This window comes from Cypionkella sp. (genome assembly GCF_036782355.1).
Classification (GTDB): domain Bacteria; phylum Pseudomonadota; class Alphaproteobacteria; order Rhodobacterales; family Rhodobacteraceae; genus Cypionkella.
Window position 1 is genome coordinate 52,228 of record NZ_DAIPZF010000015.1, and the last position, 21,107, is coordinate 73,334.

Below are 21,107 nucleotides of genomic sequence, written 5' to 3' on the forward strand. Positions count from 1 at the left end.
GTCACCTTACAGGCGCAAAAAAACCCGCCTCAGAGGGGCTGAGGCGGGGGGGATATGTCGGATCAGATCAGCCCTGTGCGGGAATGCGCAGCATCTGGCCGGGATAGATTTTGTCGGGATGGCTGAGCATCGGCTTGTTGGCCTCAAAGATGCTGGGGTAGAGGCTGGCTTTGCCAAGGGTGTGCTGGGCGATGGCCGACAGCGTGTCGCCCTTTTTGACGGTATAGAACACTGGTTCGGCGGCGTCAGATTCTGCTTCGACCGTGGCCACGCCTTGGATATTGCCAGCGGCCAGAATGATTTTCTCTTTCATCTCGGGCGAGACCGCCCGGCCTTCGACCGTGACCTTGTCGCCATCGACCTTGATCTCGACACCCTTGGTATCAAGACCCATCTTTTCCATATCAGCTTTGACGGCCTCGGCTTGCGGCAGCGTGGCCGCCTCGGCTTTGCTGCCAAACAGCGAGGAACCCGCGTCTTTTACGAAACTCCACAAACCCATAATCGTCTCCTTAGGCTACACACCCCACATCCGAGGTATAGGCACCCTAGTCGAAACCTGCGGCGCAAAGCAACGGCGGCTTGGCGCGGCTTGGGGGAAAAACGCGGGAAATTCCCCCTAAGCGGCGCCATCGGTGAATTGCAGCCGTGCAAGCCGCGCATAAAGCCCGCCCTGAGCGACCAGATCATCATGGGTGCCGATGGCGGCGATCTTGCCCGCCTCAAACACCACAATGCGGTTGGCGCGTTTGACGGTGGCCAAGCGGTGCGCCACCACAATCGTGGTGCGGCCTTCGGCCAGACGATCCACCGCCGATTGCACCGCCCGTTCGGATTCCGCATCCAGCGCCGAGGTGGCCTCATCCAGCAACAGCACCGCCGCATCGCGCAAAATCGCGCGCGCAATCGCGATGCGCTGCTTTTGCCCGCCTGAAAGCATCACGCCGCGCTCGCCCAGATAGGTGGCATAGCCCTGCGGCAGCGCGGTGATAAAGTCATCGGCAGCGGCGGCGCGCGCGGCTTCGATCACCTCGGCCTCGGTTGCATCGGGGCGGCCAAAACGGATGTTTTCCAGCGCCGAAGCGGCAAAGATCACCGGATCTTGTGGCACCAGCGCCATCGCCGCGCGGAAATCCTGCCGCGTCATGTCGCGCAGATCAATGCCGTCAAAGCGGATTGCGCCGCCCTGCGGGTCATAAAACCGCATCAACAGTTGCAGCACGGTGGATTTGCCCGCGCCCGAAGGCCCAACCAGCGCCACGGTCTCGCCGGGGGCCACGGTCAGGCTGACACCATCCAGCGCCGAGCGTTCGGGCCGCGCGGGGTATTGAAACTGCACATTATCAAGCGTGACTTCGCCGCGCACAGGCCGCGGCAGCGCCTGCGGATGCGCGGCACTTGGCACTGGATCAACGGCGTTGATCATCTCGACCAGCCGCTCCGTCGCGCCCGAGGCGCGCTGCAACTCGCCCCAGATTTCCGACAAAGACCCCACGGCCCCCGCCACCAGCACCGCATAAATCACAAATTGCACCAGCTGGCCGCCCGACATGGTGCCATCGCGCACATCGCGCGCACCGATCCACAGCACGCCGACCACGCCGGCAAAGACCAAAAAGATCACGATCATCGTCATCTGCGCCCGCGTCATGATGCGCGCTTTGGCCGAGGCGAAGGATTTCTCGTTCACCGCGCCAAATTCGGCACGGGTGCGGTCTTCATGGGTAAAGGCCTGCACGGTTTGCACCGCCGACAGCGCCTCTGATGCCTTGCCAGAAGATTGCGCGATCCAGTCTTGGTTGTCGCGGCTTAGGTTGCGCAACCGCCGCCCCAGCGTGACAATCGGCACCACAATCGCGGGCACGATCAACAGCACCAGCCCGGTCAGCTTGGCCGAGGTCAGCGCCATCAAAATGATGCCGCCAAAGGTGGTCAGCAGATTGCGCAGCGCCACCGAGATCGACGACCCAATCACCGACAAGATCAGCGTGGTGTCGGTGGTGATGCGGCTAAGCACCTCTCCAGTCATGATTTTTTCAAAAAAGGCCGGCGAAAGCCCCAGCACGCGGCTGAACAGGGCGGCACGAATATCGGCCACCACACGCTCGCCCAGACGGGTGACAAAGTAATAGCGGATGCCGGTGCCAAAGGCCAAAAGCAGCGCCAAGATCAGCGCCGCGCCAAAGTATTTGTCCAACAGCGAAAAGTCACCCGCACCAAAGCTGTCGATCACCCGCCGCACCGCCATCGGCAGCACAAGACTGACCATCGAGGTGCTAACCAACGCAAGGCCCGCAGCAATCGCCATGGGGCGATAGGGGCGGATGAACGGCCAAAGGCCTGCAAGATTGCCGACCTTTTTCGAGGTGGGACGCTGAGGAATTGGATCTTTGGCCATGGCTCTGCCTTTAACAAGTTGCAGGCGGCATAGCGGCCCAAGGCCTTTGGTGCAAGCGTCGCAAATGCCGCGCCCCCTTTCGCCGCGCGCGCGCTCGTGCCAACCTGCGGCAAAACGGAGGCCCGAATGACCAGCTTTACCACCAGTGACGGCACCAAAATCGCCTATTCGGATCAGGGCACGGGGATGCCCTTGCTGTGTCTGGCGGGCCTGACCCGCACCATGGGCGATTTTGACTATATGCGCGCCGGTCTGCCGCCCTGTCGGCTGATCCGGATGGATTACCGCGGTCGCGGTGGCAGCGATTGGACCGGGGCCGCAAGCTATACCGTGCCACAAGAGGGGCGCGACGCCTTGGAACTACTCGATCATTTGGGCGTGGCCAAGGCCGCCCTTCTGGGCACCTCGCGCGGCGGGCTGATCGGCATGATGCTGGCGGCGGTGGCCAAAGACCGGCTGCTTGGCCTTTGCCTGAACGACATCGGCCCGCAGATTGATGCAGGCGGCATGGCGCGGATCGCCGATTATGTTGGTCGCGCGCCCAGCGCCAAAACTCAGGCCGAGATGGCCGCGCGCCTGCCCGATCTGATGCTTGGCTTTGCCAATGTGCCGCCCAGCCGCTGGCTGCAAGAGGCCCGCCTGCATTACCGCGAGGCTGCGGGCGGCGGTTTGCAGATCACCTATGACCCTGCCCTGCGCGAGGCTTTGCTGGCGGCTTTGGCACTGCCCGAGGTCGATCTTTGGCCGCTGTTTGACGCCTGCGCGGGCCTGCCCTTGGCGGTGATCCGTGGTGCAAATTCGGATTTGCTGCGCCGCGATACTTTGGCCGAGATGCGGCGGCGCAGGCCCGATATGTTGGTGGCCGAAGTGCCAGACCGCGCCCATATTCCGTTTCTGGATGAACCCGAGGCGCAGGCCCTGCTGCACGCCTTTATCGGAGCCTGCCAATGAATTTGCAGATGATCCAAGCAGCCCGCGCCCGCCTGCAAGGCCATGCAAGGCGCACCCCCTTGCTGAATGCGCCCTTGCTGGATGCCATCGCCGGGCGGCGGGTGTTTGTGAAGGCCGAATGCCTGCAATGGACCGGCAGCTTTAAATTTCGCGGCGCTTGGGCGGCGGTTTCGGCGCTGCGTGGCGCGCGCGGGGTGATCGCCTTTTCCTCGGGCAACCATGCGCAGGGGGTGGCCTTGGCCGCCGCGCGCCATGGCCTGCCTGCGGTTATCTTGATGCCCGAAGGCTCGCCTGCGGTGAAAATCGCCAATACCCGCGCCTATGGCGGCGAGGTGATTTTATACGATCGCCACAGCGTTGACCGCGAGGTTTTGGGGGCAGAGCTTGCAGCAGAGCGCGGCTTGGTGCTGATCAAACCCTATGACGATGCCGAGGTGATCGCAGGCCAAGGCACAATAGGGCTGGAGATTGCCGAGCAGTTTGACGGCGCAGCACAGGTGCTGACCTGCTGCGGTGGCGGTGGCATGACCGCGGGCATCGCGCTGGCGCTGGAAGACCGGATGCAGGTGCGCACGGCAGAACCCGCAGGCTTTGACGATATGGCCCGCTCGCTTGCCGCAGGATCTCGGCTGCGCAATGCGCAGATGTCAGGCTCGATCTGCGATGCGATTTTAACACCGATGCCCGGCGAGATCACCTTTCCGATCTTGCAGCGCTTGTGTGGTGCGGGGCTGGTGGTCAGCGATGACGAGGCCTTGCAAGCGATGGCTTTGGCATTTCAGCATCTGCGCATCGTGCTGGAACCGGGCGGCGCGGTGGCGCTGGCGGCGGCGCTGTTTCGCGATGATCTGCCCGATACGGTGATCGCCATAGGCTCGGGCGGCAATGTCGACACTGCGGTCTTTGCCGACAGCTTGGCACGGTTCGGGGGCTAAGATGGCACTGGTTTATCTGGATGACATTCGGCTGAACGCCGAGATCAGCGGCCCAGTTGGCGGGCCTGCGGTGGTGCTGATCCATGCTTTGGGCACCAATTTGCACATCTGGGACGCAGTGGTGCCGCGTCTGCCTGCGGGCTGCCGCGTGCTGCGGTTTGATCTGCGCGGGCATGGCGCTTCGGATGTGCCGCCGCCGCCCTATGCAATGGGGGCGCTGATCCGCGACGCAGAACGCTTGATCGCGCATTTTGGTCTGCGCGATGCGGTGGTGGTGGGGCTGAGCCTTGGCGGGCTGGTGGCACAGGGGCTGGCGGTCAAACGGCTGGATCTTGTGCGCGCGATGGTGCTGTCAAACACCGCCGCCAAGATCGGCTCGGCAGCGCTTTGGGCCGAGCGGATCGAGGTGATGCGCGCCGGTGCCGAGGCCTATGCGCCCGCCGCCCTAGAGCGAATGTTTGGGCGGCGCTGGCGCGAGATCGAGGGCGTAGAGCCAGTGCGCCAGATGCTGCTTGCAACCGCATTTGACGGCTGGGCGGGTTGTGCGGCGGCGATTGGCGGCACCGATTTCTATACCCCGACCGCGGCGCTGACCCTGCCGACGCTGGTAATTGCAGGGGCAAATGACGGCACCACCCCACCCGATCTGGTGCGCGAAACCGCCGAGCTGATCTTGGGCCACCGCTGGCATCTGATGCGGGGTGCGGGGCATTTGCCGATGGTGGAAAAGCCCGATGACTATGCGGCGGTGATCGCGGATTTCCTGCGCAGCCTTGGTCATGACTGAGGTTTTGCTGATCCATGGCGCTTGCTTTGGGGCCTGGTGCTGGGATCAGCTTGTGCCCGAGCTGGCGGCAGTTGGCATCGCCGCGCGGGCGATAGACCTGCCGGGGCGCAACGCCGCCGCCAGCCTGCAAGATCAGGCGCGCGCGATTGCAACCGCGCTGCGCGGGCCGACGGTTCTGCTGGGCCATTCGGCGGGAGGATTTGCGATCACCGCGGCGGCTGGGCTTTCGGCAGATGTTGCGGGTCTGATCTATCTTGCCGCCTATGTGCCGGTGGCGGGGATGACGCTGGCGCAGATGCGGCGCGCGGGGCCGAGCCAGCCGATGGCAGGGGCCTTTGAGGTGGACCGCGCGGCGGGGCTGTTTGGCTTTCAGCCCGAGCGGGCGCGTGAATTGTTTTTCCACGATTGCGCTGACGCCAGCGCCCAGCTTTGCCGCCAAGCGCTGGCGCCGATGGAGACGGCTTTGACGGCGGTGCGGACCGATCTGCCGCGCGGCGCGATTGTCTGCACCCAAGATCGCGCCCTCCCGCCCGCCTATCAGCGCAGCATGGCCGCAGGCATGACGCAGGCCGAAATCGCCTGTGGTCATGCGCCGTTTTTGGCCGAACCACGGGCTTTGGCGGCCAGTATTGCGGCGCTGCTGGGGAAAATCGGCTAGTGGGGGGATGGGGGTTTCACACCCCCAGCGCCTGCGGCGCTTCCCCCGTGGGATATTTGTGCCAAGATGAAAGCGACGAAAGCTGTCGGGCTTGGGATAGTTTGGCGGGTTTGGCCGGTTAGGCTTGGGCTATATCAGGAGGGTTTGCGATGAAGTTGAAGGATCTGGAGATTTTCGTGGTGGCACCGCCTGCGCCGGGGTGGGGCGGGCGCTATTGGATTTTTCCAAAGCTGACGACGGAATGCGGCATTGTGGGCTATGGCGAATGCTATGCCTCGACCGTGGGGCCACGCGCGATGAAGGCGGTGATCGAGGATGTGTTTGAGCGCCATATGCTGGGCGAGAACCCTGAGAATATCGAGTTGATGTATCGTCGCGCCTATTCCTCGGGCTTTACGCAGCGGCCGGATCCGACGGTAATGGGGGCATTTTCGGGCCTTGAGATTGCCTGTTGGGACATTCTGGGCAAGGCGCGCAATCGGCCGGTTTGGGCGCTTTTGGGCGGCAAGATGAACGAGAAGGTGCGGTCTTACACCTATCTTTATCCCGAGCCTGATGAGGATGCGGCGGAGTTTTGGGTGAACCCCGATATGACGGCGCAGGCGGCGGCGCGGGCGGTCAAGCAGGGCTTTACGGCGGTGAAATTTGATCCCGCCGGCCCCTATACCATTCGCGGCGGCCATGAGCCTGCGATGAGCGATATTTCCCGCTCGGTCGCGTTTTGTGCCAAGATCCGCGAGGCCGTGGGCGATCGTGCCGATCTTTTGTTTGGCACCCATGGCCAGTTTTCCACCCCCGGTGCGATCCGGATGGGGCAGGCCATCGCGCCCTATAATCCGCTTTGGTATGAAGAGCCGATCCCGCCGGACAATCTGGCGGAGTTTGCCGAAGTGGCCCGAGCGGTGCCGGTGCCATTGTCAACCGGCGAGCGGTTGACCACCAAGGCCGAGTTTGGCGCGCTTTTGCGCTTGGGTGGGGTGAAGATCTTGCAGCCGGCTTTGGGGCGTGTTGGCGGCATTTGGGAGGCCAAGAAAATCGCCGCCATGGCCGAGGTTTACAACGCCGAGATGGCGCCGCATCTTTATGCGGGGCCAGTGGAATGGGCAGCCAATATCCACTTTGCGGCCTCGATCCCCAATATTTTGATGGCCGAGACCATTCAGACCGGCGGGGCGTTTCATCTGGCGTTGATTAAGAACAGCATCACCTGGCAGGACGGCTATATCATCCCAAGCGAAGCGCCAGGCCTTGGCATCGACTTTGATGAAGACCTTGCCCGCGCGCATCCCTACACCGGCAACGGGCTGCATTTGCAAATGCAAGAAGCGCCCTGCGATTACCGTTATGGCAACCGTTTTGAAGGCGGGGCGCCCACGGCGAAAACCTGAGGGCACTGCCCGCCTAACGGCCAATTTCATTCCCCGCGCCCTGCCCCACCGCAGGGCGCGGTGGCATTTTGGCCCGCGTTACAGAACTGAAATCTTCTTGTCATCCTGCTGTAGGTAAAGCCCGCCAAGTTTACAAAGACGTAAGCTTGCTGACAGGCGGCTGTCGGCTGGCTTGGTCACATTGGGCCAAATCGGGGTCTGGCGGCTTCACAGACAGCGCGGCATGGCGCCAAGCCTGCGGCGCAAGACGAACAGAAAGGGTGGCAACACCATGCAAGGCCAAAGCAGCAACCAGCGCGGCGCGAATGGATTATCCAGCCTGTTTATCTCGGATATGCACCTTGGCGCACGCGCCTGCCGAGACGCGGCCTTGCTGGGATTTTTGCAAGCCCATCCGGCGGATAAGATCTTTTTGGTTGGCGATATTTTTGACACTTGGCACGGGCTGGGCGCGCATTGGACGCCGAACCAACATGCGATCCTTCAGCTGTTGCTGGCCCGTGCGCAGGCGGGCACGCAGATCATCTATACCCCCGGCAATCATGATGCGTTTTTTCGCAACTATATTGGCACGCAGTTTGGCAATATCAGCGTGGCCGATCATGTGATCCATCATGGCGCGGATGGGCGGCAGTATCTGGTCATCCATGGTGATTGCGTCGATCTGCTGACGGGGCGGTTCCCTCTGCTGACGCGGCTTGCGGCCAAGGCGGAAAACATGCTGCGCGGTTTGGGCGATTTTGCCCAGCATTGGTTGCGCCGCTTTGATCTGCCAATTGCCCAGCGCTTAGATTGGCTGGTGGCGCGGGTCAATGACATCATCCGCAAGCAAGACGATTTTCAGGGCCGTCTGATTGCCCTTGCGCGGCATCATGGCGCCGATGGCATCATCTGCGGCCATTTTCATCAATCGGCTTTGCTGGAAGAAGCCGGAATGGTCTATGCAAATTGCGGCGATTGGGTTGAGAACACCACTGCGCTGGCCGAGCGTCGCTCGGGTGAGATGGTGCGGCTGACTTGGCAGCTTGCGGCCGAGGCCAAGCCCTTGGGGCATCTGGCCGAAGCCCGTCTGATCGGCGAGGCCTAAGATGGACTTTATTGCAATCGTTTTGGCAAGTTTTACCGGGTTTTGCCTTTTGGTGCAGCTGGCCAGTATCGTTTTGGCGCAAATAAAGCAGGGTTTCGCAGCAAAAGCGGGGCTCAGCGCGCAGCCAAAGATCACCGTGCTGCGGCCGGTCTGTGGCTTGGAAAACAACCTACAAGAGACGCTGGCCAGCAGCTTTGCCGCCGACTATCCCGATTTCGAGATCATCTTTTGCGTCGCCGATGCCCGCGATCCGGTGGTGCCATTGGTGCAGCAGTTGCTTGCGGCACATCCCGCAGTGCAGGCGCAGCTGCTGATCGGCGAAGACCGGATCTCGGGCAACCCCAAGCTGAACAATCTGGCCAAGGGCTGGGCTTTGGCCAAGGGCGCCTTTGTGGTGATGATTGACAGCAATGTGCTTTTGCCGCGCGATTATCTGCAACGGCTGTTGGCAGAGTGGCGTCCGGGCACGGGGCTGGTGACATCGCCACCCGCAGGCATTCGGCCGATTGGCTTTGCGGCACGGCTGGAATGCGGGTTTTTGAACAGCTTTCAGGGCCGCTGGCAATTGGCTTCAGCGGCCATGGGCAATGGCTTTGCGCAGGGCAAGATCCTGTTTTGGCAGCGCGATTTTCTGAATGCGGCGGGTGGCTTGGCGGCCTTGGGCCACGAGATGGCCGAGGATGTCGCCTCGACCAAGCTGGTACGGGCGGCAGGGTTGCAGGTGCGGCTGACGCGCGCCTTATTCGACCAACCGATTGGCGCGCGCAGCTTTGGCACAGTGTGGCGGCGCCAGCTGCGCTGGTCCAAGGTGCGGCGCTTGGGCTTTCCACGGCTGTATCTGGCGGAAATTCTGGCGGGCTCTGCCCTGCCGCTGCTGGCGGCGCTGATCTTGGCGGGCTTGGGCGTGATCGGCCCCAGTCTGGTGCTGGCGCTGATGCTGCTGTGGTATGGCGCAGAACTGGCCTTGGCGCGGGCCTCGGGCTGGCCTGCCGGGCCGCTGGATCTGTTGGCCTGGCTTTGCCGCGATGCGATTTTGCCGGTGCTTTGGGTCGCGGCTTGGGCCAGCGATGGCTTTGACTGGCGCGGCAATGCGATGCGACCCGAAGATGTGCCCACCCCCGCAACCAGAGGTGCCGCCCTTGCCAAGCCATGAAACCGTGATTGCCCTGATCCAAGCCTATGGGCTGTGGGTTTTGGCGCCCTTTGCCATTCTGGAAGGCCCGATCGTCACCGTGGTGGCGGCCTATCTGGCGCATCAGGGCGCTTTGAACCTGATCGGGGTGTTTTGGGTCTGCGTGGCGGGGGATCTGATTGGCGATGGGCTGATCTATGCGCTTGGCCGCTTTGGTGCCACGGCTTTGCCGGATCGGGCGGCGCGCTGGCTGGGGCTCAGCCAAGCGCGCAAACTGGCTTTGGGCACGCATTTCGCCACCAAGGGCGGGCGCACCTTGCTGTTTGGCAAATGGACGCATTCGGCGGGCCTGCCGATCATGCTGGCCTCGGGGCTCGCCCATATGAACTTTGCCAGCTATCTGTGGTATAACCTGCTGGGAAGCCTGCCAAAAACCCTGCTGTTTTGCACGATTGGCTACTATCTGGGCGCGGCTTACAGCGCGATTGACGGCTATATCTATCGCGGCTCGGCTGCGCTTTTGGCGCTGGGGCTGCTGGCGATCACGGGCTATCTTTTGCACCAGCGGCGGCAAGCATGAGCGTCAGCTGCATCATTCCCGCCTATAACGAGGCCGCGCGGATTGCTGCCGTACTGGAACAAGTGCGCGCGCATCCGTTGATCGACGAGGTGATCGTCGTCGATGACGGATCAAGCGATGGCACTTCGGCGGTGGTGGCGCGGGTGGCGGGGGTGCGGCTGATCTCGCTGTCACAGAATGTCGGCAAGACCGCCGCCTTGGCGCAAGGCATTGCCCAAGCCCAAGGCAGCTTTCTGCTGTTGGTTGATGCCGATCTGATCGGGCTGTCGGCGGCGGATCTGACGGCGCTGATCACGCCAGTGGTGCAGGGCAAGGCCGATCTGTCGATCAGCCTGCGGCGCAATGCGCCCCTGCTATGGCGGCTGATCGGGCTGGATTATATCTCGGGCGAGCGGGTGATGGCCAAGACCCTGATCGCGCCGCAACTGGCGGCTTTGACCAGCCTGCCAAAGTTTGGCTTCGAGGTGTTCTTGAACCGCCTGAGCATTGACGCAGGTCAGCGCATCGCGGTGGTGGCTTGGCCCAAGGTGATCAGCCCGATGAAAAGCGCGAAATATGGCGCTTGGGCGGGGCTGCGCGGCGACATCGGCATGATCCGTGATATGATGCGGGCGGTGCCGCCTTTGGCGCTGTTGGCGCAAATTCTGGCGATGCGGCGGCTGCGCGTGGTGGCTTGACCAAGGCGACGCAGCCTCTAAGTTGGCGGCATGAACGCCCCATCCCCCTTCCCCGCCGAAGCCCTGCTGCGCCAGCTGTTTGACCGTGCCGTCGAAGTGGCCGACCCGATGCGCTCTTTGGCCGCGGCCTTGCCGCCAAAACCTGCGGGTCGGGTGGTTGTGGTGGGCGCAGGCAAAGCCAGCGCACGGATGGCCGAGGCGGTCGAGGCGGTTTGGGGCCCCTGCGAGGGGCTGGTGATCACCCGCTACGGCTATGCCCGCCGCTGTCAGGGCATCGAGATTGTCGAGGCAGCGCATCCGGTGCCCGACCGCGCGGGCCAAGAGGCTACAGCGCGGATGCTGGCGCTGTTGCAAGGCTGTGGCGCCGAGGATTTCGTGCTGGCGCTGATTTCGGGCGGGGCTTCGGCGCTGCTGGTTTCCCCTGCCGAAGGGGTCACTCTGGCGGAAAAGGCGGCGGTGAATGCCGCACTTTTGGCATCGGGCGCGCCGATTGACCGGATGAACACCCTGCGCAAACACCTTAGCCGCGTCAAAGGCGGGCAATTGGCGGCCGCGGCCTATCCGGCGCAGATGTTGTGCCTGATGATCTCGGATGTGCCGCGCGATGATCCGGCGATGATCGGCTCGGGGCCCACGGTGGGCGATGCCTCCACGGCGGCAGAGGCGCTTGCGGTGCTGGCGCAGTGGCAGATCGATGTGCCAGACAGTGTGCGCGCTGCCTTGGCGCGGCCAACCGGGGTGATCGCGCCTGCGGATCTGCAGCTGTCGCGGGTGACAAACAAGATCTACGCGGCCCCAGCGCAATCGTTGCAGGCCGCAGCCGAGCTTGCGCGCGCGCAGGGCATTTCGGTGCAAATCCTTGGCGACGCGCTGGAGGGCGAGGCGCGCGAGGTCGCAGCCGCCCAAGCCACGCTTGCGCGGCAGGTGCAGGCGGGCCTGCGCGCAGGCGATGCGCCGGTGCTGCTGCTGTCGGGCGGCGAGCTGACAGTGACGCGGCGCGGTGATGGCATCGGCGGGCCGAATGCTGAATTTTGTCTGGCGCTGGCGCTGGCGCTGCAGGGGGCGGCGGGCATCCATGCGCTGGCCTGCGACACCGACGGCGTCGATGGCGCGGCCGAAGTGGCAGGCGCGGTGATCGGCCCTGACACTTTGACGCAGGCGCAGGCCTTGGGGCTTGATCTGGCAGCAGCCCTTGGCCGCAATGATGCCCATAGCGCCTTTGGCAGCTTGGGCGCGCAGGTGGTGACGGGGCCAACCCTCACCAATGTCAACGATTTTCGCGCCATTTTATGCCTGCCACCCCAGCCGCCCGCTTAAGCATTGCCATGCTGGCGATCTCTTGCTAGACCAAGGCTGTTCTCAGGGCGGGGTGTAATTCCCCACCGGCGGTATAGCCCGCGAGCGCCTTTGGCCTTACCGCCGAAGGGTCAGCAGATTCGGTGTAACTCCGAAGCCGACGGTATAGTCCGGATGGAAGAGGACAAAGGCTGACGACCCTGCTTAGGGTCGGCTGGCGTTTGGCTTTACGCTCTGGGACCTGTCGCAAACATGCAAAGGTTCCAAAATGACGACCACAGACAAAACACTCCGTATCGCTTTTATTCAAGCAAGCTGGCACGCCGACATCGTGTCGCGCGCGCATGAAGGCTTTGTGGCAGAGGCCGCCAAGCTGATGCCCACCGCCCGCGTCGATGCCTTTGCGGTGCCCGGCGCTTTCGAGATGCCACTGCTGGCGCAAAAGCTGGCGCAAAGCGGCAAGTTCGACGCCGTTGTTGCCGCAGCCTTGGTGGTGGATGGCGGCATCTATCGCCACGATTTCGTTGCAAGCGCCGTGGTGGATGGCTTGATGCAAGCACAACTGACCACTGGCGTGCCAGTGTTCTCGGTTTCGCTGACACCGCATAACTATCAGCCCGTTGACGTACTGAACGGCTTTTATCAGACGCATTTCGTCAAGAAAGGCGCCGAAGCCGCCCATGCCGTGGCACAGGTGCTGGCGCTGAACCAAAGCCTCGCGGCGCTGGTCTAAGGCAGGCTCTGCACCGGCAGCACATGGCCGAACTTCTGCGCTTTGGTGTGCAGATAGGCGCGATTGAAAGGGTTGGCGGGGATCACCAAAGGTTCGATCCCCGTCACCGCAATGCCGTGATGGCGCAGCGCAATCGCCTTATCGGGATTGTTGCTAAGCAGCCGCACCGCGCTATGGCCCAGCGCGCGCAGCATTTGGGCGGCCTGGGCATAATCGCGGGCATCTTCGGGCAGGCCCAGCGCGGTATTGGCCTCGACCGTATCCATCCCCTGATCTTGCAGCGCATAGGCGCGCATTTTATTGGCCAGACCAATGCCGCGGCCCTCGTGTCCGCGCAGATAGATCAAGATCCCACCCGGCGAGGCCGCCAAAAGCCCAAGCGCCGCTTGCAACTGCGGACCGCAATCGCAGCGCAAAGAGCCAAAGGCATCCCCCGTCAGGCATTCAGAATGCACCCGCACCAAGGGCGCCCCCGTGGCGGTGCCGGGGGCGACAAGGGCGATCTGTTCGCTGCCATCATCGCGGCTGATAAAGGCATGCGCGCGAAACGGCGTCGGGCTATAGGCGGTCGGCAGATCGGCCACCGCCACCAGATCAACCCCGCGCGTGCTGCGCAGATGATAGGCGGCCAGCTCGGCCAGCGTCAGCACAGGCAGCGCCTGCTGCGCCGCCCAATCGGCCAGCCGCGCCGCAGGGGCTGGCAGCAACCGCGCTTGGGCCAGCGGCAGATCGGCCAGATCCAACAGCGCCGCCACCGCCTCGGGCAGATCAATCGGCGCGGCATCGGTCAGCCGTGCCGCGGCTTGCGCTGCTGGCCGCGTGCCCGCAAGCAATCCGCAGTCGGGAATGACCAGCAGATCGCCACGGCGCAGCTGCTCGATCGCTAGGGCTATGGCTTGCATAGACGCTCCACATATTTGGCAAAGACATCGGATTCGACGTTGATCAGATCGCCGACCGCGCGGGTTTGCAGATTGGTATGGGCCCAGGTGTGCGGAATGATCGTCAGGCCAATCACCGCCTCGCCCGAGGCCAGATCGGTGACGACATTCAGCGTCAAGCTGATGCCATCCAGCGCAATCGAGCCCTTTTCCACGCAATATTTGGCCAGATGCGGCGGCAACAAAAGCTCGATCTTATAGGCGCCGGCTTCGGGGGTGATGCTGTGCAGCTTGGCCAGCCCGTCAACATGACCCTGCACCAAATGCCCCGACAGCCGCGTTGACAGCGACACCGCGCGTTCCAGATTGACCAAGCCGCCTTGGCGCAGCGCACCCATATTGGTGCGCGCCAATGTCTCGGCGCTGGCATAAAACGCAGCCAACCCCTGCGCGTCAAATTCCACCACCGTCAGACAGGTGCCATTGATCGCCACGCTTTCGCCAAGCGTCAGATCGGGAAAGCCGGTGGCCACCTGAAGCATCAACTTGCCCGCGTCAAAATTGGCGGCCTCTACGCGGCCAAGGCTTTCGATTATGCCGGAAAACATCTGGTCGGTCCTTTCAAAGATTGCGGGTCGTGGTGACGGTGTCACCTGCGGCGGTTTGCTGGATCAAAACCCATTCATCCCAAAGCCCCAGCTCGCGCACGGCTTGGGTCAGGGCGGGGCCTGCCTCGATCAACACCTCGTTGCAGCCAAGGGCCGCCAAGGCTTGCAGGGCTTGGGTCAGGTCGGTTTCGATATGGGGAATAAAACCATTGGCGCGGGCTTGGTCCAGATAGGCAGGCGCGATGCGGCCGCGCCGATCCAGCAGGCTCAGATGGCGGATCTTGCCCGCAATATCGGGCAGATGCCGCACGGTAAAGCTGGGGGTATCGGCCAAAACCGTGCCCGATCCGGTGAGGATCGCATCGGCCCGCCGGCGCAATTGATGCGCCAGCAGCAAGGACGCCGCAGTGGTAAAGGTCTTTTGCCCCGCAGGCGGGATCATGCTGCCCTGCGCATTCAGCGCCTGTTTGACGGTCACAAAAGGCCTGCCCCGCTGCACGCGGCTGGCAAAGGGCGCAAGCAGGCGGCGGGCCTTGGCCAAAAGATCATCGCGCGCCGGATGCGGCAAATCGGGCAGCGCATGCACCGCAAGCCCCGCCGCACGCAGCCGATCCGCCCCACCCGCCGCAGGCAGATTGGGGTCGGGCAAGGCATACCAGACCACGCGCACGGGCGTGGCCAACAGCGCTTCGGAACAAGGGCCGGTGCGGCCGGTGTGGTTGCAAGGTTCAAGCGTGACAACGGCGGTGTGGATCGCAGCCTCGACCCCAGCCGCCCGCGCCATCGCAATCGCGCGGGCCTCGGCATGCGGCTGACCCGCCCCCAGATGCGCGGCCGCCACCAGCACCGCGCCCTGCGCATCCAGCAGCACACAACCCACGGCAGGATTGGGCGCCGTCGCCCCCTCTTGCGCCGCGCCAAGCGCAATTGCCTGCGCAAAAGCCGCCGCGATGCGACCCGCCTCTGCCTCTGTCTGATCTGTTACCGCCACGCGCAAACCCCGATCCAATCCGTCACAGGGGCGTGCGCAAATCCAAAGCCGCCCGGCAAAGCGCAGGCGTCCTTCGATCTGTTCTCTCTCATCCGGACTATACCGTCGGCTTTGGAATCACACCAAATCTGCTGACCCAAGGTTTTCTACCAAGAAAACCAAGGCGCTCGCGGGCTTTGGGCAAAGCGCCCTTACCGCCGGTGGGGAATTGCACCCCGCCCCGAGAACTCATGTGAACATAAAGCCTTACCAGCCAAGTTCAAGCGGCCTTGTGACCAGCGCGCAGCAGAGCGCTTTACACGGCAGGGAAATTGCGGATAGCTGGCAGCGAATTTGGACAATCGAGGCGGAAATGAGCTTTACCATCAGCAACGAAAGCCCGCTTGGCGCGGATCTGGCCCTGTTGATGGCGCGCCATACCGCCGATATGCACGCAGACACCCCGCCCGAAAGCATCCATATGATGGATGCAGGCCAGCTTGCCGTGCCGCAGGTGGCGTTTTTCGTGCTGCGCGAGGCAGGTGTGGCGCAAGCCATGGGGGCGTTTAAACGCCTCAGCGGCAGCCATGCCGAGATCAAATCCATGCATGTGCTGGCCGAGGCGCGCGGGCGCGGGCTGTCAAAAGCCATGCTTGACCATCTGATACTTGAGGCCCGCGCGGCAGGGGTGACGCAGCTTTCGCTGGAAACCGGCGTACAGCCGACCTTTGTCGCCGCCCGCGCGCTTTACACCAAAGCCGGTTTCACCGAATGCCCGCCATTTGAAGGCTATGTTGAAGACCCAAATTCGGTTTTCATGACGCGCAGCCTTGCGTGACGCCGCGCGATACAGCAAATAGACAGAATGCGGCCCCGTAGCTCAACTGGATAGAGCACGGACCTTCTAAGTCTGGGGTTGGGGGTTCGATTCCTCCCGGGGTCGCCATTAGGTGAGGGGCTGCATGGAAAGCGGCAAAACTGAAAGAAAATCAGTTTCACCAGCCGGCTACACGCAGTAGGCTTGGCGCTGCCGCTTAGACGGATATCGCAAATAGACCTCGTGCTTCTGTTGGTTTGCGGGCTTTTATACCCTTTGACATCACCACCATTGGTTTCAACCAGAGGCAAAGACGCGGTCGAATGATGTCGCGCGTCACGCCGCAATGCTAGAGCGGGCTTCAAGCCGGAAGGCCCCAACGGCTTGTGCAAGGCTTGTGGCCTCTGCTTGCAGCGATCGAACGGCTGCGCTTGTTTCTTGGAACACGGCTGTATTGCGCTGCGTCGTGCGATCGATCTCGTTGGTGGCATTAGAGATTTCGCCGATGCTCAGCGCGGTATCGCGCGACGCTGCTACGATTTCCGTGATCTTAGCGGATACATCTGCAACGCTTGCCACGATATCATGCAACGCACGGCCAGAGTCGTAGACCAAATCAACTCCGTGTTTGACGTTGCTGCCTGATGTGTCAATCAATTCCGAGATTTCATTGGCAGCATCTGACGATCTCTGGGCAAGGGCGCGCACTTCAGAAGCGACAACCGCAAAGCCACGACCCGCTTCACCCGCGCGCGCGGCTTCGACCGCGGCATTCAAAGCCAGAAGATTGGTCTGAAACGAGATTTCACCCATAAGCTGCAAAATCTTGGTGATGCCGTCTGAAGAGGACTGAATTTCATCAATTGCAGCGACGGCGCGGTTCACAATCTCTTGGCCCGCGGTCGCCTTGGCCGAAATTTCTGCCACAGCAATCCGCGCGGTCTCGGCCGAGGCGGCAGAGGTTTTGATCGTGTTTGACATCTGTGCCAGCGCTGCGGCGGTTTGCTCCAGCATCACGGCATTTTGTTGCGAGCGTTGGGCCAGATTTTCGGTGGCATCAGAAATCTCGCGCGATGAGGCATCCACGGCTTCTGAGGAAACCGAAAGATCAGACAGCGTATTTGTGAGATTTGCCGCGGTCTGGTTCATGGCCATCGCAATATCGGCAAAAACGCCCCGGAAATGTTGTGGCATCCGGTAGGTGAGATCGCCTTTTGCAAGATGATCCAAGGCCTTGCGTACCGCGCCAAGGCCTTCATTTGTCACATCACCAATCTGGTTCATGCCTTGGCAGAGGTCGGCAAAAACGCCTGCCTTGTCATCAGTCTTAAGACGGCGCGAGAAATCGCCCACGGCACAAGCAGCGACGACTTCGGCAATTTCTGTCGCGGTCGCGCGCTCGCGGCTCTGCACAGCCTCGGCTTCGGCTTTTTCGGCCGCCGCGCGTCGCGCCTCGGCTTGCGCCTGTTCAAGCCGCATATGCTCAGCCTCGCGGCGCAGACGGTCTTCTTGTTCGGCGGCAGCGCGAATTGACGCTTCTTGTTCGCGGCCAGCAATCAGGCTGCTGCGAAAGGCCGTGATGGCGCGTGACACGGGCCCGAATTCATCCTTGCGCGCGTGGTCCAGCCGCAGTGCAGATTCGGCATCACCGGCCATAACAGTCGCAATATCAGCATCAAGACTGTTAAAACAGGTTGATAAATTGCGAAACAAATACGTCAGCCCGACGCCTGTGACGGCAACAGCCGCCAAAGCTAAAAGCCCCATTTGCAAGATCAGGGCGTTGTTGCCGGCAGATGCCGCTGCTGCGCTGCTGGAAAGCTCGGCGAGCGTTGCCGCCGCCTCGTCCTCGACAGTTGCCACAAGCTTGTCGGTCGCAATGCCCATCACCTCGGCCACACTGTCAAAGGCACCCATTTGCAAATTACCGCCCTCGGGCCCCTTATCGATATAGACCTGCGCCATAGTGCGTCCGCCTGCGTAGAAGGCTGGAAAGGCCGCCTCCAGCTCTTTTAGGGCGGTAAGAACCTTGGTCAGGTCAAGCTCGGTTGCAAGCCGGCGCGCCTCAGCGACATCGGTGTTAAAGCTTTCGGCATAACTGGCGGCCTCGGCAAAGCCGTCATCGAAGCCCGGGGCGCCTCGGGTTGCAGAGATATCTGTCAACCATTGCTGCACCTGAATCACATTGGTCTTGATGTCTTTGATGCGGATCAGCAACGGCAAATACCCCTGCGCCACCGCAGCGGTTTGTTCCGAATCATGTTCGAGTGACTGGTTTTGTGACAGCAAGCCGCGCGCCACAAAACCAAGCGCTCCCCATGCCAGCAGCAAGGACAGCGCAAAGATGCCAAATATTTTCATTTTCACTGACACCGCCGGCCTCCGAATCATCAAGAGCAGTTCGGTTTAAGATCGTGCCAAGTGTTTTCCAAAGTCTTAAAGCCGCCGAAAATCGCTTTGGGCGTGGACGGCGACCCTGCGCAAACGCGCCGCGCCTGCCTAGACCTGCTCGGCCACCAGGTGGCCTGGGCTGACTTCAAGCAGCCGATTACGCAACACCTGCGCACCCTTGCTATAAACTGGGCTGACGATCTCATCGGTAGGGCGGGTCTCTGCTGGGCGCAGATAGGCTGGATCGGCCACGGGAACCGCTGCCATCAAGCGGCGCGTGTAGGGGTGTTGCGGATTGCCAAACACTTGGGCGCGGCTGCCCATCTCGACGATCTGACCGCGATGCATCACGCCGACCCGATCCGAGATATTTTCGACCACTGCCATATCATGGCTGATGAACAGCATGGCGATGCCAAACTCTTCTTTCAGGCTTTGCAAAAGCGCCAGAACCCGCGCTTGGACCGAGACGTCAAGAGCGGCGACGCTTTCATCGGCCACCAAGAGTTTGGGCGTCAGCGCCAAAGCCCTTGCGATGCAAATGCGCTGTCTTTGACCGCCTGAAAATTCATGTGGGTAATTGTCCAACTGCGCGGGTGTCAGACCGACCTTCTGCATCAGCTCGGACGCACGGGCGCGGCGACTGAGCGCATTGTGATCGCCGTGGATCAGCAGCGGCTCGGCAATTTGGTCGCCCACCGTCATGCGCGGGTCAAGCGAGGACATCGGATCTTGAAACACGATCTGGGCATAGGTGGAAAGGCGGCGTCGCGCAGCCGCCGTCATTGTGCCAACTGTTTGACCAGCAATCGTGATCTGCCCCTGATGCGGGACAAGCCCGACAATGGCGCGCGCGATGGTGGATTTACCGCAGCCAGACTCGCCCACAAGCGAGAATGTCTCGCCTGCACGGATGTCAAAGCTGACGCCTTCAACCGCATGCACGCGGTGGGTAACGCGGTTCAGAACCCCGCCGCGGATATCAAAACCGACTTTAACCTCGCGCAGATCGGCGACGACGGCCGTATCGGGGCGCGCCTTTGCGTTGCCGCCTTGTCCCATGTGCGGCACAGCGGCCAGCAACTCGCGGGTATAGCTTTGCGCGGGGGCCGCAAAAATCTGGGCGACATTGCCAGTTTCCACCACGCTGCCCTGACGCATGATAACAACGCGGTCGGCCATTTCGGCGACGACGCCCATGTCATGCGTGATCAATAAGATCGCCGTGCCCTGTGCTGCCTGCAAATCGCGCAGCAGTTCCAGCACCTCGCGCTGAACCGTTACGTCAAGGGCGGTGGTCGGCTCGTCAGCGATCAAAACCTCGGGCTTAAGCGCCAAGGCCATCGCAATCATCACGCGCTGCCGCATGCCGCCCGACAGCTCGTGCGGATACTGGCGCATCCTTCGCGCCGGATCAGACAGGCGCACGGCGGTCAAAGCTGCAATCGCCTCGGCCCGCGCGTCTTGCTGCGACAGGGTCGAATGCGCCCTGATCGCCTCGATCAATTGCGCACCGATGCTCATCATCGGGTTCAGCGAGGTCATTGGTTCTTGAAAGATCATCGCAATGCGGTTGCCGCGGATCTGGCGCATCTGCGCTTCGCCCAGCGTGGACAGCGGCTGACCGTTCAACTCGATACCGCCACCGGTGATCCGCACCGCAGGAGGCGGCAACAGGCCCATGATTGCAAGTGATGTGATCGACTTTCCAGACCCACTTTCGCCCGCAATCGCCAGAGTTTCCCCACGCCGCAGGTCAAAGCTGATCTGGCTGACCAGCGGCACCAGCCCAGCTTGGCTGCGCACCGAGACAGTCAGATCACGCAGTGACAGCACCACGGGAGGTGCCGAGACCAAACTGGTCTCGGCTGCAATATCGCTTTGAGGGGTCATTCGAAGACGCACCGTGGGAAGTAAAAGCTAACCACCCAATTCGGCATATCCACGATTTCAGAAATTCGCAGATCGCCGCAGGTGCTGACCAGCATATAGGCGTCAACCGCCGCCATGCCGCGCGTGGCACACAGGAAATCGACCATATTGGCCACAGCATCACGGCTGGCGGTCATCAGGTCGGGACCAATGCCCGTGGTCACCTCATAGCCCTTGGCATCCAGATGCCGCGTCACGGGGCCGGGCGTGGTAAAGCGTGGCGTTTTCAGATTGGCGCCCTTGACCAGATCAAGCGTCAGGATGACGTCCATCGGGCTTTCAATGGCGGTGCCGCAGACTTCACCATCGCCTTGGGCGGCATGGGTGTCGCCCACGCTGAACAAAGCGCCTGCAACCTCAACAGGCAGATAAAGCGTCGTGCCGGCGGCAAGATCGCGGATGTCCAGATTGCCGCCAACGCGCCGGGGTGGCACGATCGAATGCAGGCCTTTTTCCGCCAAAGCATTGCCGATTGTGCCCGCGAAGGGCTTCAAAGGCACGCGCCCCTCTTTGCCAAACATCGCAGGTGTCAGCGTATCGGCCTCATAAGACCAGATATGCAGTGCCGGATCGGTGAATTGATCGGCAAGCAAGCCAAAGCCCGGGATATTCGCCGTCCAGCCCCAGCCTTTGCCACCTTGAGTTTGTGGGGCAAAACTGTCGAGCGTGATTTTTAGCGCATCCCCTGGTTCTGCGCCCTCAACCCAAATTGGGCCGGACACCGGATTGATCTTACCAAAATCAAGCCCTGCCACATCCGCCACTGTGGACGACGGGCCAAGCTGGCCCGCCGAACTGTCGTGGCAGTGAAACTTGATCGTCTGGCCGGGCTCTACCCTTTCGACCGGGGCAAATGAATTGTCCCAGCCAAAGTGATGTTGCGCGC

Annotated in this window: 20 protein-coding genes, 1 tRNA gene and 2 riboswitches; of the genes, 13 read left to right on the plus strand and 8 right to left on the minus strand. The window is 62.1% G+C overall.

Annotated features, from left to right (window positions below; genetic code table 11):
* Positions 1-67: 67 nt before the first annotated feature.
* Positions 68-502, minus strand: a complete 435-nt coding sequence (lysM, locus tag V7Q10_RS07790) for a peptidoglycan-binding protein LysM (RefSeq protein WP_333868509.1) — start codon at positions 500-502, stop codon at positions 68-70.
* A 117-nt stretch (positions 503-619) separates the two neighbouring features.
* Positions 620-2,398, minus strand: coding sequence for an ABC transporter transmembrane domain-containing protein (locus V7Q10_RS07795; RefSeq protein WP_333868510.1), 1,779 nt, complete (start codon positions 2,396-2,398; stop codon positions 620-622).
* A 126-nt stretch (positions 2,399-2,524) separates the two neighbouring features.
* Between V7Q10_RS07795 and V7Q10_RS07800 the strand changes: the two genes are divergently transcribed.
* From V7Q10_RS07800 to V7Q10_RS07850, 11 genes are all read left to right on the plus strand, one after another.
* Positions 2,525-3,349, plus strand: a complete 825-nt coding sequence (locus tag V7Q10_RS07800; protein WP_333868511.1) for an alpha/beta fold hydrolase — start codon at positions 2,525-2,527, stop codon at positions 3,347-3,349.
* Complete coding sequence (locus tag V7Q10_RS07805) at positions 3,346-4,284, plus strand: threonine ammonia-lyase (RefSeq protein ID WP_333868512.1); 939 nt, start codon at positions 3,346-3,348, stop codon at positions 4,282-4,284. Before V7Q10_RS07800 ends, V7Q10_RS07805 begins: the two co-directional genes overlap by 4 nt.
* A 1-nt stretch (position 4,285) precedes the next feature.
* Positions 4,286-5,071, plus strand: a complete 786-nt coding sequence (locus V7Q10_RS07810; RefSeq protein ID WP_333868513.1) for an alpha/beta fold hydrolase — start codon at positions 4,286-4,288, stop codon at positions 5,069-5,071.
* Complete coding sequence (locus tag V7Q10_RS07815) at positions 5,064-5,729, plus strand: alpha/beta fold hydrolase (protein ID WP_333868514.1); 666 nt, start codon at positions 5,064-5,066, stop codon at positions 5,727-5,729. Before V7Q10_RS07810 ends, V7Q10_RS07815 begins: the two co-directional genes overlap by 8 nt.
* Positions 5,730-5,878: 149 nt before the next feature.
* Positions 5,879-7,117: a mandelate racemase/muconate lactonizing enzyme family protein gene (locus tag V7Q10_RS07820; RefSeq protein WP_333868515.1), complete on the plus strand. Its 1,239-nt coding sequence runs from the start codon at positions 5,879-5,881 to the stop codon at positions 7,115-7,117.
* 271 nt (positions 7,118-7,388) lie between these two features.
* Complete coding sequence (locus V7Q10_RS07825; RefSeq protein ID WP_333868516.1) at positions 7,389-8,204, plus strand: UDP-2,3-diacylglucosamine diphosphatase; 816 nt, start codon at positions 7,389-7,391, stop codon at positions 8,202-8,204.
* A 10-nt stretch (positions 8,205-8,214) separates the two neighbouring features.
* Positions 8,215-9,357 (plus strand): ceramide glucosyltransferase, encoded by a 1,143-nt coding sequence (locus V7Q10_RS07830; protein WP_442885839.1) that lies wholly within the window; start codon positions 8,215-8,217, stop codon positions 9,355-9,357.
* Entirely contained in the window at positions 9,344-9,916 is a 573-nt protein-coding gene (locus tag V7Q10_RS07835; RefSeq protein WP_333868518.1) for a DedA family protein, read from the plus strand. The genes V7Q10_RS07830 and V7Q10_RS07835 overlap by 14 nt, the downstream gene beginning before the upstream one ends.
* Positions 9,913-10,593 (plus strand): glycosyltransferase family 2 protein, encoded by a 681-nt coding sequence (locus V7Q10_RS07840; RefSeq protein ID WP_333868519.1) that lies wholly within the window; start codon positions 9,913-9,915, stop codon positions 10,591-10,593. The genes V7Q10_RS07835 and V7Q10_RS07840 overlap by 4 nt, the downstream gene beginning before the upstream one ends.
* A 30-nt stretch (positions 10,594-10,623) precedes the next feature.
* Positions 10,624-11,910, plus strand: coding sequence for a glycerate kinase type-2 family protein (locus V7Q10_RS07845; protein WP_333868520.1), 1,287 nt, complete (start codon positions 10,624-10,626; stop codon positions 11,908-11,910).
* A gap of 34 nt (positions 11,911-11,944) precedes the next feature.
* Positions 11,945-12,079: riboswitch (FMN riboswitch) on the plus strand.
* 78 nt (positions 12,080-12,157) lie between these two features.
* Positions 12,158-12,622: a 6,7-dimethyl-8-ribityllumazine synthase gene (locus V7Q10_RS07850; RefSeq protein ID WP_333868521.1), complete on the plus strand. Its 465-nt coding sequence runs from the start codon at positions 12,158-12,160 to the stop codon at positions 12,620-12,622.
* Here the strand turns inward: V7Q10_RS07850 and ribA are convergent.
* The 3 genes from ribA to ribD are packed head-to-tail and all read right to left on the minus strand — an operon-like array spanning position 12,619 to position 15,102.
* Positions 12,619-13,524, minus strand: coding sequence for a GTP cyclohydrolase II (ribA, locus tag V7Q10_RS07855; RefSeq protein ID WP_333868522.1), 906 nt, complete (start codon positions 13,522-13,524; stop codon positions 12,619-12,621). The two genes, V7Q10_RS07850 and ribA, sit on opposite strands and share 4 nt — an antisense overlap.
* Positions 13,512-14,111, minus strand: a complete 600-nt coding sequence (locus tag V7Q10_RS07860) for a riboflavin synthase (RefSeq protein ID WP_333868523.1) — start codon at positions 14,109-14,111, stop codon at positions 13,512-13,514. Before V7Q10_RS07860 ends, ribA begins: the two co-directional genes overlap by 13 nt.
* Before the next feature lie 13 nt (positions 14,112-14,124).
* Positions 14,125-15,102 carry a bifunctional diaminohydroxyphosphoribosylaminopyrimidine deaminase/5-amino-6-(5-phosphoribosylamino)uracil reductase RibD gene (gene ribD, locus V7Q10_RS07865; RefSeq protein ID WP_333868524.1) on the minus strand — a complete coding sequence of 326 codons (978 nt, stop codon included), beginning with the start codon at positions 15,100-15,102 and terminating at the stop codon, positions 14,125-14,127.
* Between the two features lie 76 nt (positions 15,103-15,178).
* Positions 15,179-15,334, minus strand: a riboswitch (FMN riboswitch).
* Positions 15,335-15,454: 120 nt separating this feature from the next.
* Here ribD and V7Q10_RS07870 point away from each other — a divergent pair.
* Positions 15,455-15,919: a GNAT family N-acetyltransferase gene (locus tag V7Q10_RS07870; protein WP_333868525.1), complete on the plus strand. Its 465-nt coding sequence runs from the start codon at positions 15,455-15,457 to the stop codon at positions 15,917-15,919.
* Between the two features lie 31 nt (positions 15,920-15,950).
* Positions 15,951-16,027, plus strand: a tRNA-Arg gene (locus V7Q10_RS07875).
* Positions 16,028-16,234: 207 nt separating this feature from the next.
* Here the strand turns inward: V7Q10_RS07875 and V7Q10_RS07880 are convergent.
* From V7Q10_RS07880 to V7Q10_RS07890, 3 genes are all read right to left on the minus strand, one after another.
* Positions 16,235-18,259 (minus strand): methyl-accepting chemotaxis protein, encoded by a 2,025-nt coding sequence (locus V7Q10_RS07880; protein ID WP_333868528.1) that lies wholly within the window; start codon positions 18,257-18,259, stop codon positions 16,235-16,237.
* A gap of 138 nt (positions 18,260-18,397) precedes the next feature.
* Positions 18,398-20,182 carry an ABC transporter ATP-binding protein gene (locus V7Q10_RS07885; protein WP_333868526.1) on the minus strand — a complete coding sequence of 595 codons (1,785 nt, stop codon included), beginning with the start codon at positions 20,180-20,182 and terminating at the stop codon, positions 18,398-18,400.
* The coding region (locus V7Q10_RS07890) for an acetamidase/formamidase family protein (RefSeq protein ID WP_333868527.1) at positions 20,179-21,107 on the minus strand (929 nt) is incomplete at its 5' end. The genes V7Q10_RS07885 and V7Q10_RS07890, both read right to left, overlap by 4 nt.